The organism is Rhodoluna lacicola, assembly GCF_000699505.1.
Classification (GTDB): Bacteria; Actinomycetota; Actinomycetes; order Actinomycetales; family Microbacteriaceae; genus Rhodoluna; species Rhodoluna lacicola.
Genome location: NZ_CP007490.1, coordinates 350829 through 367449, shown reverse-complemented (window position 1 = coordinate 367449; position 16621 = coordinate 350829). Strand labels below are relative to the sequence as shown.

At 51.4% G+C, this 16621-nt stretch carries 16 protein-coding genes and 1 tRNA gene; 6 read left to right on the top strand and 11 right to left on the bottom strand.

Annotation, left to right across the window (positions count from 1 at the left end; translation table 11 throughout):
• The first annotated feature begins 6 nt into the window (after positions 1-6).
• Positions 7-894, top strand: a complete 888-nt coding sequence (locus RHOLA_RS01770) for a DMT family transporter (protein WP_051636181.1) — start codon at positions 7-9, stop codon at positions 892-894.
• Between the two features lie 38 nt (positions 895-932).
• Positions 933-1006: transfer RNA gene (locus tag RHOLA_RS01765), tRNA-Lys, on the top strand.
• 35 nt (positions 1007-1041) lie between these two features.
• Here RHOLA_RS01765 and RHOLA_RS01760 read toward each other — a convergent pair.
• Positions 1042-3063, bottom strand: coding sequence for an acyltransferase family protein (locus RHOLA_RS01760; RefSeq protein ID WP_038501962.1), 2022 nt, complete (start codon positions 3061-3063; stop codon positions 1042-1044).
• A gap of 31 nt (positions 3064-3094) precedes the next feature.
• A complete protein-coding gene (locus tag RHOLA_RS01755) occupies positions 3095-3688 on the bottom strand; it encodes a DUF998 domain-containing protein (protein WP_038501960.1) in 594 nt (197 codons plus the stop codon).
• A gap of 34 nt (positions 3689-3722) precedes the next feature.
• Between RHOLA_RS01755 and RHOLA_RS01750 the strand changes: the two genes are divergently transcribed.
• Complete coding sequence (locus tag RHOLA_RS01750; RefSeq protein ID WP_038501959.1) at positions 3723-4418, top strand: SDR family NAD(P)-dependent oxidoreductase; 696 nt, start codon at positions 3723-3725, stop codon at positions 4416-4418.
• A gap of 26 nt (positions 4419-4444) precedes the next feature.
• Complete coding sequence (metZ, locus tag RHOLA_RS01745) at positions 4445-5671, top strand: O-succinylhomoserine sulfhydrylase (RefSeq protein ID WP_038501957.1); 1227 nt, start codon at positions 4445-4447, stop codon at positions 5669-5671.
• Between the two features lie 4 nt (positions 5672-5675).
• On the opposite strand, the gene RHOLA_RS01740 is transcribed toward metZ, so the two are convergent.
• From RHOLA_RS01740 to RHOLA_RS01710, 7 genes are all read right to left on the bottom strand, one after another.
• Positions 5676-6824 carry a MalY/PatB family protein gene (locus RHOLA_RS01740; RefSeq protein WP_038501956.1) on the bottom strand — a complete coding sequence of 383 codons (1149 nt, stop codon included), beginning with the start codon at positions 6822-6824 and terminating at the stop codon, positions 5676-5678.
• A 16-nt stretch (positions 6825-6840) separates the two neighbouring features.
• Positions 6841-7047: a DUF1737 domain-containing protein gene (locus RHOLA_RS01735; protein WP_038501955.1), complete on the bottom strand. Its 207-nt coding sequence runs from the start codon at positions 7045-7047 to the stop codon at positions 6841-6843.
• 65 nt (positions 7048-7112) lie between these two features.
• The gene (locus RHOLA_RS01730; RefSeq protein WP_051636180.1) at positions 7113-7370 is read right to left on the bottom strand and encodes a hypothetical protein; all 258 of its coding nucleotides are present in this window, start codon (positions 7368-7370) and stop codon (positions 7113-7115) included.
• Positions 7370-8632, bottom strand: a complete 1263-nt coding sequence (locus tag RHOLA_RS01725) for an inorganic phosphate transporter (protein ID WP_038501954.1) — start codon at positions 8630-8632, stop codon at positions 7370-7372. The genes RHOLA_RS01730 and RHOLA_RS01725 overlap by 1 nt, the downstream gene beginning before the upstream one ends.
• A gap of 131 nt (positions 8633-8763) precedes the next feature.
• Positions 8764-10233, bottom strand: coding sequence for a hypothetical protein (locus tag RHOLA_RS01720; protein ID WP_038501953.1), 1470 nt, complete (start codon positions 10231-10233; stop codon positions 8764-8766).
• 29 nt (positions 10234-10262) lie between these two features.
• Complete coding sequence (locus tag RHOLA_RS01715) at positions 10263-11732, bottom strand: NAD-dependent succinate-semialdehyde dehydrogenase (RefSeq protein WP_038501952.1); 1470 nt, start codon at positions 11730-11732, stop codon at positions 10263-10265.
• A 30-nt stretch (positions 11733-11762) separates the two neighbouring features.
• Positions 11763-13133 carry a D-alanyl-D-alanine carboxypeptidase/D-alanyl-D-alanine-endopeptidase gene (locus RHOLA_RS01710; protein ID WP_051636179.1) on the bottom strand — a complete coding sequence of 457 codons (1371 nt, stop codon included), beginning with the start codon at positions 13131-13133 and terminating at the stop codon, positions 11763-11765.
• 44 nt (positions 13134-13177) lie between these two features.
• On the opposite strand from RHOLA_RS01710, the gene RHOLA_RS01705 reads away from it, so the two are divergent.
• The gene (locus RHOLA_RS01705; RefSeq protein WP_038501951.1) at positions 13178-13801 is read left to right on the top strand and encodes a copper resistance CopC family protein; all 624 of its coding nucleotides are present in this window, start codon (positions 13178-13180) and stop codon (positions 13799-13801) included.
• Here RHOLA_RS01705 and dacB read toward each other — a convergent pair.
• Positions 13761-14948, bottom strand: a complete 1188-nt coding sequence (gene dacB / locus RHOLA_RS01700; protein ID WP_038501949.1) for a D-alanyl-D-alanine carboxypeptidase/D-alanyl-D-alanine endopeptidase — start codon at positions 14946-14948, stop codon at positions 13761-13763. The genes RHOLA_RS01705 and dacB overlap by 41 nt on opposite strands.
• Positions 14949-14979: 31 nt before the next feature.
• Here dacB and RHOLA_RS07375 point away from each other — a divergent pair, with 31 nt between their 5' ends.
• On the top strand, positions 14980-15213 hold the full coding sequence (locus RHOLA_RS07375; RefSeq protein ID WP_038501948.1) for a hypothetical protein: 234 nt from the start codon (positions 14980-14982) through the stop codon (positions 15211-15213).
• Here RHOLA_RS07375 and RHOLA_RS01690 read toward each other — a convergent pair.
• Positions 15203-16594, bottom strand: coding sequence for an MBL fold metallo-hydrolase RNA specificity domain-containing protein (locus RHOLA_RS01690; protein WP_038501945.1), 1392 nt, complete (start codon positions 16592-16594; stop codon positions 15203-15205). The two genes, RHOLA_RS07375 and RHOLA_RS01690, sit on opposite strands and share 11 nt — an antisense overlap.
• Positions 16595-16621 lie beyond the last annotated feature (27 nt).

Here is a 16621-nt window from a genome sequence, read left to right as displayed (position 1 = left end):
GGCAGGATGAAAAAAACAACCTGGGCAGCAATTGCGCTGCTTGCCGTGGCAATTGCCTGGGGCGCAGCTTTCGTAGTGATGAAAGACGCCATTGCGGCTCAGCCATTCAATGACTTTTTAGCAATCCGTTTCACCCTGGCTGTATTGGTGATGATTGCATTCCGACCAAGCGTCCTCAAGGCGATTGATGGCAAGTTACTTAAGCACGGTGTACTGCTTGGCACGTTGCTGTCGGGAGGTTACATCACCCAGACAATCGGTTTGGAACTAACCACCGCCGCAATCACCGGATTCATAACCGGTCTCTATGTTGTGCTGACCCCGCTCTTGGGTTGGCTGATGTTCGGCAACAAGATCAATAAGCAACTGGTTATCGGAATTGTTCTGGCTCTTGGCGCACTTGGTTTGCTGACCCTAAATGGATTCAGCGTAGACGTCAATCAGTTGTGGATTGTGCTGTGTGCCCTGCTGTTCGCCGGTCACATCGTTGGCTTGAGCGTCTGGAGCCCGGGGAAAGATGTTTATGCCTTGACCTTGATTCAGCTTGCAATGGTGGCACTGTACAGCTGGGCAGGCGCCTTTTTGGATGGCGATTACGACCCGCCAGTAGATGCCAATGGCTGGTTCGCTGTGGTTTTCACGGCCGTATTCTCAACCGCGGTTGCATTCTTGGTACAAACCTGGGCGCAGAGCATCATGGACCCGTCAAGGGTGGCGATCTTCCTAACCACTGAGGTGCTTTGGACCGCTGTGATTGCCGTGCTTGTGGGCCAAGAGGTGCTTGGGCTAAAGACCGTCTTAGGTGGGGTCGTGATGGTCGCGGCCATGCTGGTAGTTGAGTGGCCAACCAAATCCTCTAAGGAACTTCCAATCCAACCTCGCTTGGTAGACTAGTCAGGTTGCTTTGCGGCAATGTCTCGTTTACGAGGCGTGGGCCTCTAGCTCAGTTGGTTAGAGCATCGGACTTTTAATCCGAGGGTCGTGGGTTCGATCCCCACGGGGCCTACATGTAAAAATCCCAGTCAATGAGACTGGGATTTTTCATTTTCCGGTTAGCGCGCCAAAAATTTCGGACTCAATTACCGGGGCGAGTGTTCTGGCAAAGGTGTCTGTCAAGTGATTGTCGTCGCGGTACACAACGACGTTACCGATAACGGCGAGGCAATTTGCCGGCTCGCAATAGATGTCGTCAAGGTCAATCAGTCGCACCTCTGGAGAGTTGGCAACTGCTTCAACCTGTGGATCAAATTTCAAGCCGCTGGATCTTGAAAAATTACACTCCGCGCCAGTCGATAAACAGGCAACAATGTTTTTGCCAGGATTTGGGCTGTCTTTGATTGCAATTATCCGATTACCGTTGGCCGAAAGTTGATTCCAAAGCCTTGAAAGGTCTTTCACAGCGGAGACCTTGCCGGCAACCCAGTCAACTCCAGCACGCTGCGAGGTGATTACAACTTCGTACTTTGAATTCTCAAGCCTTGCCGCAGCGTTAGCGACCCAGATTGGGCAATTCTTGGTGAGCAAAGCATCGTGCTTTCGGACGGCATAGGTGAATGGGCAACCACCCTTGGCATAAAGATCAAGTTGCCAATTATTTCTCAAGGCCAAAACATTAAGCGCCCCAGCAAATTGCGCCAAGTGTGAGTCTCCTACTGCCGCAACTCGGACAGAGCCAGTTCGCGAACCAAGGGCGCAGAAACTTGCTTCCGTTTGTTCACGGGTAACGGAAAAGCAATCATCTGGCAAGGTTGGCGTATCCGATGCAGCCACCGTTAGCGATGGGTAGATTCCCTCAAGTGAGGAATTATTGCAATCTGAATCCGTTGTAATTCGAGCAGCGGCACCAAAACACTCGTGACTGGCAACTTGGCCAACCTTGCCAAACTCCAACTCCTGAGCAATTCGCTGGTTGCCCAAGTTGACAGCCAAACCGGCGAGTGAGGCAATCAATACAGAAGTCGTGGCAGTGAGAGCAAAGACCTTGAACTTTTTGACCTGCATTTTTGAGATTGGTTTTTCAATCAGTCGCTCGGTAGCCCAGGCCAAGACCAAGGTTGCTATCACAATCCAGATTTTGTGCATCGTGGTTAAAGCTGAGTGGGTGACAAACGGAACACCGATCAAAATGGGCCAATGCCACAGGTAGATTGCGTAGGACTTGTCACCAACCCACTGCAGGGGTTTCAATCCCAAGATTCTTGAAACAATACCGGTATCGATTGCCGCAACTATTACAAGAAAAGTGCCCACCGTAGGAGCCAGTGCAGCAACACCAGGAAACGGGGTCTGGTTTGTGATGACCAAACCTGAACTAAAAATAGCCAGCAAACCAGTCAGCGCCAAAACAGTTTTAGTCACGCTGCTCTGGATTGGTCTCAAGAATGCCGCTATTGCGCCTATTCCAAATTCCCACGCGCGTACCGGTGTTGAGAAGTAGGCAACCGCTGGATCAGTGTTAGTCAGATATAGGGAGTAGCTGAAGGACAGAACCGTGACAGTAGAGAAAATAACCAGTAAAACTCTGCGACTCGAAACATTTAGTTTGACCATTCGCTTTGTAATCAATAAAGCTAAGGCCACCAGCAAGGGCCAGACAAAGTAAAACTGCTCTTCAGTTGATAGCGACCAAAAATGCTGTGCCGGTGAAGATTGGTTAGCCAGGGCCAAATAATTCACCGCGTCGGCAGCCAGGTACCAGTTTTGGAAATAGAAAACAGAGGCCTGAATTTCTTGCAACCACTGCTCCCATAGGGACACCGGCACGAACAGCACCACCGCAACGGCTGTGGCTCCCAAAACTGTGAACGATGCGGGCAGCAGTCTTTTTATTCGCCTGGCCCAGAAACCCGTGATGCTGAAGCGCCCGTCCTGAACCTCTTGGATTAGGTGCTTGGTAATTAGGAAACCCGAGATTACAAAAAATACATCTACCCCAACGAAACCGCCGGAGAGTCTATTGGGCCAAAGATGAAAGAGAACTACCAGCGTTACCGCAATTGTTCTGAGCGCCTGAATATCGGTGCGAATCTGCCTGGTTTGAACCGGAGATTGCGCAACAGACATAGTTATAAGTATTCAGGGGAAAAACGAAAAGTCAGGAACGTTTGGCGTGCAGCCAGGCAATCCAAATAACTGCCGATAAATAAGTAGTCTGCGCAGTCGCAATTATTCGCTCCACCAGCCCCACGTTGGTGGCTTCTGGGTTGGTCCATGTGCTCAGGAACCACAGGGAAATCACGGTGAAGCCCAGGGTGGCAACAATTGCCCCAACCGGTCGAAGCACCCAAGGGTAGCTCCCTGAGATTCTCATTGAAAATAGCGGCCAGGCCGAGAACAAAACAAAAGAAATGATCGCAAATACCCGATGCATTTCAGATGAGCTGTCTTGGCTGGGGGTGGTGAAGTAAGTAAAGCCGTAGGTTGCCACGCCGCCGAGAAAAATTACCACTCGCCCCGGCATGGCAAAACTTCTGGCGTAAATTGCCGCAATCAAACTTAGAGTTCCACCCAAGATGAAAAAGCTAGATTGAATCCATTGCACCGGTGAATCATCTGCAGCCAAATCACTGATGGTTTTGCGAATTGGATCGTAGCCTGGCCAAAGAGCGCCGGCAATTACCCAACCAAGCACCGATTGGACCGGACCCAAGGTCGCGGCAAAAAGCGCGGGCTTGCCGATTGTTTTCATGTCATAAGGTTAGACCAAGCAAAGGAGCACAGTCGTGGTGGCATTATCAGGATCATCAGTTCTAGTGGTTGGGGCGAACGGGGCCTTCGGAGCAGAGTTTTGCAATCAACTAATTGAAGCGGGAGCAACCGTTTTTGGTACGGCTCGAAGTCCAGAGACTTCGGCAAGATTGCGGGCCGATCTTGCTCAGCGATTGCTTTTGGATCTAGAGAATCAGGATTCAATCAACACGCTGGCTAATTACCTCACTTCAATTCCCGAATCTCTTGACGGTATCGTGTTGGCGTCCGGCCTGGTAGCCTTTGGTCCAATTTCCGATACTCCACCTGAGGTTCGACGCAAACTGTTTGAAGTCAATGCGCTTGGTCAAATAAATCTGGTGAGCCAACTGATTTCAAAGCTGAAAGCATCAAGTGATTCTGGCAAAGCCCCGTTTGTAGTGTCGATCAGCGGAGTGATTGCCGAGAACCCAATGGCAGGTCTCGCCACCTATTCAGCTAGTAAAACCGCTCTGCTTGGCTACGCGAATGCTGCCAGCAAAGAACTAAAGAAGCTTGGCATTAGATGGCTGGATGCTCGTCCCGGGCACACAGAATCCGGCCTGGCAACCAGAGCCGTGTTTGGCCAGGCTCCAAATTTTGGCGTTGGGCTTGAGGTATCTCACGTGGTTTCTAGAATCATCAGAGGCATCACCGACGATGAAAAGGATTTGCCAAGCACTTCGTTCTAGTCCCCGGATGCGATATTGTTGGTTGAATGACACAGCGCACACGCCCATGGGGTTATCAAGATCCTTTCGATGGTAAAAAGCCAAACTGGCAATTACACCCCGATACCCTTGCGCTTCGCGCCGGCCTGTCACGAAGTGGGTTCGGTGAAACTGGTGAGGCTCTCTACCTAAGCAGCGGCTTTACCTACGACTCTGCAGAGATGGCAGAGGCTGCGTTCAAAGAAGAAACCGCTCACCATCTCTACAGCAGGTTCTCAAATCCAACCGTCGCAATGTTTGAGGAGCGTCTGGCTGCCCTGGAGGGTGCAGAAGCTTGTTTTGCTACCGCTACCGGAATGTCTGCGATGTTTTCGTCGGTGGCCTGCTTGGTCAAAGCCGGGGACCGCATAGTTGCCTCCATGTCAATGTTCTCTTCCTGCTACGTCGTGCTGAATGAAATTCTTCCGGCCTGGGGCGTAGAGATTGAATTGGTGGATGGCAATGACAAAAAGAAATGGGCGGACGCGCTAGCCAAGCCAACCAAAGTTGTCTTTATTGAGTCACCCAGCAACCCAATGATGGAAATCGTTGACATTCGCATGGTCAGCGATCTTGCCCACAAGGTTGGGGCAACCGTGATTGTCGACAACGTGATGGGCAGCCCAGTTCTGCAGAAGCCTCTGGAACTTGGGGCAGATGTTGTGATGTATTCGGCAACCAAGCACATCGACGGACAGGGCCGCGTGCTGGGCGGCGCGATTTTGGGCTCTAAGGACTACATAAAGAATTCGGTAATTCCGTTCACGCGTCACACCGGACAAAGCATGAGTGCTTTCAACGCCTGGGTGATGCTCAAATCGCTCGAGACCTTGACAATGCGGGTTGAGCGCATGGCATCGAATGCGCTAAAGGTAGCGGAATTCCTATCCAACGAAAAGAAAATTGAATCGGTTTCTTACCCATTCCTAAAGAGCGACAAGAACTACAAGCTTGCCAAAAAGCAGATGCGCGGTGGTGGCACCACAATTGGCTTCAAGATCAAAGGCAACAAAGAGAAAACCTTTAAGTTCATGAATGCTTTGCGGGTAATCGACATCTCGAACAACCTTGGAGACAGCAAGTCGTTGATTACTCACCCGGCATCAACAACTCACCGCCGCCTTGGCCCTGAGATTCAATTGCAAATGGGAATTACCCCAAACTTGGTGCGCCTATCGGTGGGCCTTGAAAACGTTGACGACCTAATTGCTGACCTGAAGCAGGCGCTGAAGTAGGAATTTAGTTTGCGTAGGCGGCAAGTGCCAGCACGGCTCGCCTAAGTGAGTCGGGGTGGCAGGCAAAGTTGATCCGCAGATAATCTTTGTAGTCCTCGCCGTGGTCAGGTCCAGGTACAAAGGCAACCTTTTGTTCGCTGAGGATTTTGGCCGCCGGATTATCGCCAAGATTCAATTCTGAAATGTCTAACCAAGCTAGATAACCGGCATCTGGAATCCACATCTTCACCTTGGGCAGCTGGTCAGCAACCAGTTGACTCAACAGTTCGCGTGATTCAAGATTTGCCGAAATCGCCGAATCAAGCCACGACCCCGCATTGCTGAATGCCTCTGCCATAGCAAAAGCGCCCAATAGGCCAGATCGCCAGTGAAGTGCCGCAGGCAACTTGGCTAACCGCTCGTGCATTTGTGCGGCATCAGTAACGATAATTGACGCCTTGAGGCCAGCAAGATTGAAAGATTTACTGGCAGCTGTAATGCAGATTCCAGTTTCCTTGGCAGACTGAGAAACCTTTAGGTAGGGAACAAAATCGGTGTTGACGTAGGTCAGCGGTGCGTGAATTTCGTCGCTAATCACGGTCACGTTGTAGTGCTTTGCTAAATCCGCGACGGTAGCAAGTTCTGCTTGAGTGTAGACCTTGCCCAATGGGTTATGCGGGTTGCAAATTAGATAAAACTTAGGACCTAGTTTGAATGCGTTTTCTAGCGCGACTAAATCTAGTTGCCAATCAGTTGCGGCTCTAACCAGTGGCACATCGTGCACCAGCATTTCTACTTCAGCAATCCAATCAAAAAATGAGTGGTAGACCGGTGAGTTGATTACGACGCCGTCACCTTTATTACCAAGTGCTCGAAAGATTTCAACCGCCGAAACTCCAACATCGGTTGAAAGCCGGACTTGCTTGGCATCAGGGCGCCAACCCCAGAGCCTCTCTGCGAACTTCACAAAACCATCGGCCACCTCTGGCATCGGACCGGTGTAGCCAAGGTCGGAATTAGAGACTTTCTCAAGCAGTATTTTCTTGATGCCCTCATCAATGTCGTAGTCCATCTCGGCTACGTGCATGGGTAGGACGTCAGGAGCAAATCTTCGCCACTTTGAGCTAGAGCGCTTCTTTAGTTCGGAAAGCGGAGTGACAATTGGATTCACCATGAGTAAATTTTTGTGATTACTTTTTCGAAGATTTGCGAGCTGGCTTCTTTTTTAGAACCAACGCTTGAGCCACAACTGGGTGGCGCTTGAAAATATTGAAGGTGATTGCCGGTGAACCATAGAGCTCGTAGCCATCATCCATGCGGTCGGAGACTCGCTGACAAAATGCAGCGTCGTCTTTGCCGGTGAGCAATACGTATTTCTTTTTCTTTTCGGTAGCCATGCCTCTATCTTGCCAGTAAAGCGAAAACCCCGGTCCATGGCCGGGGTTTTCAGTGACAATTTTTCCTACTTGTCTAGGTGGAAGTAGGGCACGATCAGGTAGATGCCGTAAAGCACCGCTGATCCACATATTGTGAACATTAGATATGCACCGATTCGGTTGATTGCCTCGGAGACCTTGACACCATCTTTTTTCTTGGTGTGCTGGTTAATGTTCTGAGCATTGGTTAGCAGGCGCATGCCAAGCGAGAAAACAGTTACCAAACCAACAGATGAGCCGATAGCCACAATGGCTACCAAAATTAGGCTGTTCCAGTTAATCATTACTTTCCACCCTTTGACTTAGTGGCCGCCGATTTCTTTGGCGCCTTTTTTGCGGTCACTTTCTTTGAAGCTTTTTTCTTTGCTTCCGCAGCAGCTTTTCTAACCTGGCGAGGAGAGGCAATTACTTCAGATGCACCCTCGACTTCGCTCAATACATTGCTGTGGTTAATGCGGTTGCGGCGAGAAATTTGGAAGATTGCGATTGAAACGGAAACTACCAAAATCAGGTCAGCAATAATTCCAAACGGTCCAGACATCACAAGAAACGCGGAAAGCGCGCCGACAGCACCCGCTGCTGGCAGAGTGAACAACCAACCAGTTACTACCTGTCCTGCCTTGTTCCAACGCACTGCACCGCCCTTACGTCCAAGACCAGCACCCATGACACCGCCGGATGCAACCTGAGTTGTAGAAAGTGCAAAACCTAGGTTGCTTGAAGCGAGGATAGTTGATGCAGTCGCCACCTCGGCGGCAAGTCCTTGTGCTGGTTTGATCTCTGCAAGACCGGAACCCATAGTCTTGATAATTCGCCACCCACCCATGTAGGTTCCAACAGCAATCGCGGTGGCGGCTGAGATAATGACCCACCACTCTACATGGTCGCCGGTTGGCTGAAGGCCAGCCGCAACCAAAACCAAAGTAATCACACCCATCGTCTTTTGTGCGTCATTTGTTCCGTGCGAGAGAGCTACGAGTGATGAAGTGAAGACCTGCCCCACTTTGAAGTTTGAGCGACCCGTGCCAATTCCGGTTGCCTTGCGAGAACTTTGCGAACGAGCTGTCATTAGGTATGCGATGCGAGTTGCCAGGAAAGCGGCAAGTCCGGCGATTACCGGGGCAAACAAAGCCGGGAATACAACCTTTTCCAGCACAGCTGGAAAATTGATGGCGGCCACACCTGCAAATGCCAAAGCTGCGCCAACCAAACCACCAAACAAAGCGTGGGATGAAGATGACGGAAGACCCAAAAGCCAGGTAGTGAGATTCCATAAAATTGCACCGGTGAGACCGGCGAAGACCAATTCCGGACCGATATCGATTCCCTCGTTGATCAAGGAAACGGAAATAGCTTTGGCTACCGCAGTGGAAAGAAACGCTCCCACAAAATTCATGATGGCTGCAATCAAGACAGCGGTCTTTGGCTTCAAGGCTCCTGTAGCAATTGCCGTAGCGCTTGAATTTGCAGTGTCGTGAAAACCGTTAGTGAAGTCAAAGAAAAGTGCGAGGCCGACAACCAACGCAACGATGAGTATTGGATCCACGGGATCCTTTCTGAATTATGACCGTTTAGGAAACTTAGGGAAAATTTCTGAAAATACGTTGTTCACATTAGAAACGGAAAGTTAACACTAGGTAAACAAAGACTAGCGGTCGAGCAGCAAAATTCATTCACTTATTTTCGGCTAAACAGCCCTAGCCAGCCAATCAGCGTGGCCTTATTCCAAACCGATTTCGGCAAATAAATCATGCGCCAGAGACCACCGTGGATGGCGCTTTCTGTGTGCAGCGCCGTTGACCCTCTATGAGGCATCGGCCCGTGTAGATCCCTGATGAGCAAGGCGGTCGCCGCAACGGCGGCATCGTCGACGCCAAATGCCTGAACCCCAAAAGCTGGAGCTCCCCTGAAGGTTGCCCTCAAGAGTTTGAAACTAAACACCGATTCAGTGCGTGCCGGTGGTGCGATTGCGTAGGAGACCTTTATTCCCTGACTGTTTGCCAAATAAGCTCGCCACCTTTGCGAGCGTTTGGCCAGTGCGTAACTGGACCCCTGGACGGTGGAAGTCGGATCAATCAGGGCAAGTTTTTCACCAAACCGAGTGTCAAAGAATTGGCCGTTAGTTTTGCGCATGCCCAGCATCAGATCGCGAAGTTTTGTACCCCAGGATCTTGAGGCGTATCGGTTTAGCGCATCTTGCAAAACTTCAGCCGGCACAGCCGTTGAATCAGTTGGCGTTGCTAGCCAAGCAAGAGCAACTCGATTTGCTGGTAATTTGGCGCAAACTTTTGCAGCTAAAGCATCTTGGACCGCTTGAACAAGAATATGTTTTGCCCCGGGGGCATAGGCGTACTGCCCAAGAACAATTCGTTCCTTTCGCGTCATGGATAGTGCAGCAACCCAGCCGGCTAAGGCTTCTGCGTCATCACAAATATCCAGACCTGCATTTTGTGCGATGGCCTCATCGGTGAGTGAAATTGCATCCAACGGCACCCGGCTCTTCAGCACGGGCACCAAGAGAGTACCGGCACTATTTCTGGCATGAGCAATTAAGTCAAGCCAACGCTGGGTGTTTTTTCTTGCAACAACAGCCACGGTTCCGCCCGCGCCTAGCCAGTGTTTGGTTGGTGCGTACTCAGCTGCACCGGCAAGAGCAATTAGCAGGTCCATCGAAATTGGAAGTTTTTTGTGAGCATCCAGAAATTTGAAGGACCCAACCAGACCTGGTTCGGCAAGTTTTTCATGGGACCAAATCTGGGCGGCATCGGTTAGCGAAGAAATTCCTGACACAGAAAGTGGCCTGATTGGGGAAGTTCCGCTGATTATGAAAGTTTCTACCTGGGCGTCACCAACCCAACCGGCTTCTACGATTTCGGCCAGGTTGCGTCCTGAATCATCGTGTATTGACCTAGCCAGCAATTCCAGTCCCAGGTGCGCAATTTCTAAACCATTTTGCTCTTGGTAAAACTCGGTTTTGGTCAGCGCTCGATAGACGCCCAGATATTCCTTGCGCCAGTTCTTGACCTGCTGAATTTTGTTGCATAACTCGGCGTCTATGTCTTTTGTTGCAGCAAGCAGTACTGTACGGGCTAACGAAGTTGAACCAACGGCTTGACCCGTGCTGGAATCCACAAAATTCAGCGACATACGCCAAGCCTAGTTAGGCGAACTCGCCTCTAGGCAAACGGATCCGGAATGAAGGCGTACTTGACCTCAAGGTATTCGTCAATGCCCTCAAGTCCACCTTCGCGGCCCATTCCTGAAGCTTTGGTGCCTCCAAATGGCGCTGCTGCGTTAGATACCAATCCTGAGTTGATTCCGGTCATGCCGGTGTCCAGGCTTTCAATCAAACGCAGCTGGCGCTTGGCGTCGCTGGTGTAGGCGTAAGAAACCAAGCCGTATTCGGTGTCATTGGCCAAACGCACGGCCTCTTCCTCACTCTTGAAGCGAACGATTGGAGCGATTGGCCCAAAGATTTCTTCTTTCCAGATCGTGGAATCCGCCGAGACGTTATCAAGCACGGTTGGCTTGAAGAAGTAACCATCACCCGCGAGTGATTCTCCACCAACCAGCACGTCACCACCCTCGCTAACCGTTGCCGCAACTAGTCGCTCCATGTTGTCTTGAGCAGCCTGGTTGATTACCGGACCACAGGTGGTTCCATCGGCAATACCTCGACCAAGATTCAGTTCACCCATCTTGGCCGCAAACTTAGTGCCGAATTCTTCAGCAATTGAGTCGTGCACGATGAATCGGTTGGCAGCCGTGCAGGCCTGACCTATGTTTCGCATCTTGGCAAGCATTGCTCCAGACACCGCAGCATCTACATCTGCATCTTCGAATACCAAGAATGGTGCGTTTCCACCAAGTTCCATTGAGGTGCGCAACACACGCTCTGACGCCTGCTGAATCAACTTGCGCCCAACGAAAGTTGAACCGGTGAAGGTGATTTTACGTAACCGGTGATCGGCAATTAGTGGACCCGATGTTGCCGAAGAAGTTGAGGTGGTAATCACGTTGATCACACCGGCGGGAACTCCAGCCTCTTCGAAAGTCTTGACCAGCATAAGTGTCGTTAGCGGGGTTAGCTCGGCCGGTTTGACCACGATTGTGCAACCAGCAGCTAGCGCCGGGCCAATCTTTCTGGTGGCCATTGCCAGCGGAAAGTTCCAAGGTGTGATGGCGAATGCCGGTCCAACTGGACGCTTGGCAATCAGGATTTTTCCGGTGCCCTCTGGGTTTGAGTTGTATCGACCGGTAATCCGGACGGCCTCTTCGCTGAACCAGCGCAAGAATTCATTTCCATAGGTAACCTCGCCGCGAGCTTCGGCAAGTGGTTTTCCCATCTCAAGAGAGATGAGCATGGCAAATTCCTCTGCACGATCACGCACCAAATCAAAAGTGCGTCGCAGAATCTCTGCTCGCTCGCGCGAAGGGGTTCTGGCCCACTTGGCCTGTGCCTCGTCTGCAGCGGTTAGCGCAGCAAGAGCGTCTTCAGCAGTTGCGTTAGCGATTTCAAGCAGAGGCTTACCTGTGGCGGGGTCTTCAACGGTGATTTGCTTTTCACCGTGCCCGCTCACCCACTTACCGTTGATGTATAAGCCGGTTGGGACCTTAGCTAGAAGGTCTTTTTCAGTAAGCGCCATTGCTTTTCCTTTGTTCGTTGCTACTTGTTGTTACTGGTTTGAAAGCTGGTCACCACATCGGTAGAAACCGGTGACTAGGTTATCGATTGCCTGTTTAGCATCGGCCTTAACATCGCCCAAGGCATAAACGGCAAAGGTCAAAGTGGTTGAGTCCTTAGCGTTGATGATTCCAGCCAAGGTGTAACCCTTTTTGATCCAGCCGGTCTTTGCAAAGACGTGACCTGCTGCGTCAATGTTATCTCCCTTGAATCGATCAGCCAGGCTGCCCGACTCTGCCGAAACAGGAAGACCTTGTCGTATCAAATCAATTCCTGAACCAGGTTTATTTACCAACTGCATTAGCTTCGCGAAAACGGTTGGTGAAACCGCGTTGTAATCACTTAGTCCTGAGCCATCGCGAATTGACATTCCCGAAAGATTTAATCCCAGTGGAGCAACTGCTTTTTTGATAGCCGCGTCTATTGAAGCGAATGACCCGCTAAGACCCTGATCAAGTGCCACAAGCCTTGCCAAAGCCTCGGCCTGTGTGTTGTCAGAGACCTGCAACATGTGCGTGATCCACTTACTGATTGGTTGACTTGAAACGCTGGCAATCTGCGACGCGTCGCTTGGCATTGCCGCGGCAACCACAGTGGCTCCGGCAGCGTTTGCGCCAAGTGCTTTCTTGAATGCGTTGCCGGCATTCATCACCGACGAGGTTGACCGGCGTGAAGTTTCAGCAGCAGGATTTGCACGGTCACCATCAACCTGCAGTGCGGTGACCTCTGACATGTAGCCTTCAGTCAACTCTGACTTCTCCCAAGAAGGTTCCCAGGTAGGACCGCTGAACAAGGTGGCGTCGACGATGATTTTTGTGATTGGCGTTGCCGCAAGCTTCTTATTTACATTCAGCGCCAAAGTTGACAGCTTTGGTGCATCGACGTAAACCGACTGCTTTCCGGCTGCGGTTTTCGAAAGGGTTGGGTCACCACCGCCGACCAAGATAATTGTTCCCGGGTCAGTCGCGTCCTGATAGACCCTAGTTTCAACTCGATAATTTGGCCCCAGGGTGAGTATCGCGGCGGCCGCAGTCAGAGTCTTCATCACCGATGCGGTAGAGGCGGGCACATTTGCGTTGCGATCGAAGAGGACCTCATCGGTTGCTGAATTGATCACCACGCCTGAGAGCTTTGCCAGTCGTGGGTCGGCGGCCAGCTCAGCCACCGAGCAACTGCGGGCACTAGATGATGATGGGCTCGGCGATGCCGATGCGTCGACCGAAGCCGAAACCTGTGGCGCCTGAGCGTTATTAGCTGAACCAAGGCCACCGACGCTAAATCCACCAATAATTAGGGCCAAAATACCCAAACCGATAAGCGCTCCCTTGCCAACTTCTTTGAAGTAAGTAAAACCTTGGTTCACCGGGGACACACACTTTCCATATTGGTAAGAACTAGACTGAAAAAATGAAGCGAATCCTCAACTCCATAGCAGCCTTAAGCCTATCTCTCACAGCCATCATCGGTGTTTCAAGCCCGGCGTTGGCCCACAGCGATGAGCTAAAAACCAGCCCGGAGCAAGGCTCCACAGTTGAGGCGGGGCGAATTCCAATCATTTTGACCTTCGCCGAGGAGCTGCTAACTGGCGATGACTCGATTAGTCACGAAGTTGTGGTGGCAAATGAGGCCGGAGCCTTGATTCCGGCCCTTTGCGCATCAGCCGAGGGTTTCAACCTAAGCACCGCGGCGGCCATTGACGAGCCAGGAAAATATACGGTGACCTGGCGAACAGTTTCAGAAGACGGTCACCCGGTTGATGGAACTTTTGATTTCAGCGTGGTCAATAACACCGATTACGACGCGGCCTCAGATGCAGTGGATGCTTGCGTTTACGCAATGGCCACCAGCGGCGAGGAACCAAAGGTAATTTCGGCAAACGAAGAATCACGTGATGCTCTACCCGGTGCGCTTTTTATTGGTGCCGCCTTCGTTGGAGTCTTGGCAGTTATTTGGATTGCCACTCGACGAACCCTAAAGGCCAGGGCTTCGATTACAGGTAAAGCCCAGCCCCGCAAGAATAAAAACGAGTAGCCACGGTATCTAGAGCCCCGCGAGTTGCCCAGCCAACCTTTTTGCCACCGGCGCTTCGAGCAAAAATTGAATAAGCCAAGCGGCTGCCGTCTTTGGCGTTTATCACTCCGGCCAAACTGTATAGACCCGGGATGAAACCGGTCTTTCCCTTGACGAACTTTCTTGCCACCGCGTTAGCTCCGGTGAAGCGGCCACCCATCGAACCTGGGCCCAGGCCTGCAACTGGAAGGTAACTTTCGAGCGGTGTAAGCGCACTGTTTCCTTGCGCAACCTTTTGCATTAGTTCGGTAATCATTTTTGGGGTTACCCGGTTGGCCTGCGCCAAGCCAGAGGCATCTTTCATAACCAATTGACTGGAGTCGATGCCAAGACTAGACAGCATTGTTTTCACCATTGGCTCCACCGAGGTGAAGGCAGCGGGTAGGCCAAATGCTTTGGCAGCGTGACGAGCAATGAATTCGGTTTCGGTGTTGTCCGAGATTCCAGTTGCATGAGCCATCCAAGTGGTAATTGGTTGGCTGGTTACCGACGTTAGCTCAACCGCATCCTTTGGAGTGGCTCCCTTTACTAGTTTGGCCCCTGGTGCTAATCCCTTTAGGGCCGCCTTGAAAAGCGTTCCAGTCTTTAGCACCGGATCTGTGCTCCGGTACCCGCTGTAGGCGTAGCTGGTTTGATCACCATTAGCGCGATCACTGTCTACCTGAAGTGCAGTGATGTGCGAGATGTATCCGTTGGTTCGGTCGCTAGCTAACCAGTGCGGGTTATAACTTGCACCCTTAAAAAAGCTACTGTCCAAAATTATTTTGCTAATTGGTTGATCGCTATTCCAACTGGTCAGCACCTTGTTCGCTAGCGTCTCTAGTCGTGCCGGCTTGGAATAAGTTGTGTAGCTACCCTTGGTCATCTGGGATAAAGTGTGGTCGCCGCCGCCCTTGAGCACGATTGTTCCTGGTTGCGATGGCACGGTAAATACTCTTGTCGTTGCGGTATAAGTTGCCGGTAAATAAGTAAGTCCAGCTGCCACGCTCAAAACCTTCAACACCGATGCCGACGGCGTTGCTTCGTTTCCGCGGATGTCTAGCAGCACTCGCCCAGTGTTGACATCCACCACGTAGGCATAGAACTGGCCAAGTGAGCTCTGCGACACCGCTGATCCTGCACTGCAGGAATTTGGCGGATTGGGAACTAGCACCGGTAATGAAACGGAGGGCGATGGCGATGAAGAAGGTGCCGGAGTTGGCGATGAAGGTGAGGTTGGGCTTTGGGTGGGGCTGGGTGACGGGGTGGCATCAACCGCGATTGCAGGTGCAGCCAGCGCCATTACCAATGCCGAAGCGGCAGTGGTAGCCAAAAGCGAACGAGTAATCAGAGGCATCTACTTAAAAATAGACTTTCCAGGCTTTATAAAGTGACTGCCTCGCCGTCGATTGGAGCGTGGGACTTCCAGCCGAGTTCAGATTTTATGCGATCGCTAAAAGTCTCTGCGGCCCCGGCTTCGCCGTGCACCACCAAAACTTGACCGGGCTGCTCACTGGCAGTCTTAAGCCAGGCAATGAGTTCTTCAGAATCCGCGTGAACCGAGAAAGATTTAATTTGTTCAATCTGCGCCCTCACTGGAACCATCTCGCCGTGCATCTTAACCTCAGTCTCACCTTCGATCAGGCGACGACCCCTGGTGCCGATTGCTTGGTAGCCAACGAGTACCACGGTGTGCTTTGGGTTTGGAAGCATATTGCGCAGATGATGCACCACTCGCCCGCCGGTGGCCATTCCAGAGGCAGAGATGATTATGCAGGGCTGCGGCGGTTCATTAATTGACTTGGACTCTTCGACCGTAAGCAGCTCAACCAGAGTGCCCGGGTCAAAAGGATCTTTGTCCGCCCAGTCGCGAACAATTTCGTCTCGAATTTCCTCGGAGTCCTCATCAATTGCCTTGCGATAAAAAGACAAGGCCTTAAGCGCCATCGGTGAGTCAGCGTAAATCGGAACTCGGCGAATTTTGCCCGTCTCCATCAGCTGCCTTAGTTGCACCAAAATGACTTCGGTTCGATCCACCGCAAAGGCTGGAATCAGAACTGAACCTCCGCGATCAATCGTTTCATTTATTGCAGTTTCAAAAACAGTGGTCGTTGGCGCGTGCTCTCGATCACCGTAGGTGGATTCGGTGATTACCGCGTCAAAATGACCGGATGGAATTTTGTCAGGCGTTACCAGCAGCGGGTGCTCCTGCCTGCCCATGTCACCGGTGAACAGAAGTCGCTTGCCAAAGAATTCAACCTCAACAAAAGAAGCACCAAGAATGTGGCCCGATGGGAAAAAAGTCACAAAGGTTTGCTCGGCGACTTGGATTCTGGTTCTGAATGGCTGTACTGAAAACTGCTGCACGGCTTTGGCCGCGTGCGGCTCTTCGTAAAGGGCCTTAGGCGGATTATGTTTTGAAAAACCTTTTTTCGCGGCGTACTTTGCGTCCTCGGTTTGAATTCTCGCTGAATCCAGCAGCACAACTTCGGCAAGCTTTCCGGTGAACTCGGTGAGGTAAATCTTTCCTTCAAAACCGTCTTTGACCAACTTTGGGATATAACCACAGTGGTCAAGGTGCGCGTGCGTGAGGATCACGGCATCTATTTGCTGGGGATCGATCGGAAACGGGTTCCAGTTCTTAAGACGAAGCTCTTTCAGGCCCTGAAACATTCCGGCATCCACCAAAACCTTGGTGTCATCACACGAGAGCAGAAAACGGCTGCCGGTTACAGTGCCAGCCGCGCCTAAAAATTCAATTTTTGGTATCCCCATAATCGCAAGTCTAGGCCCACAAAATTC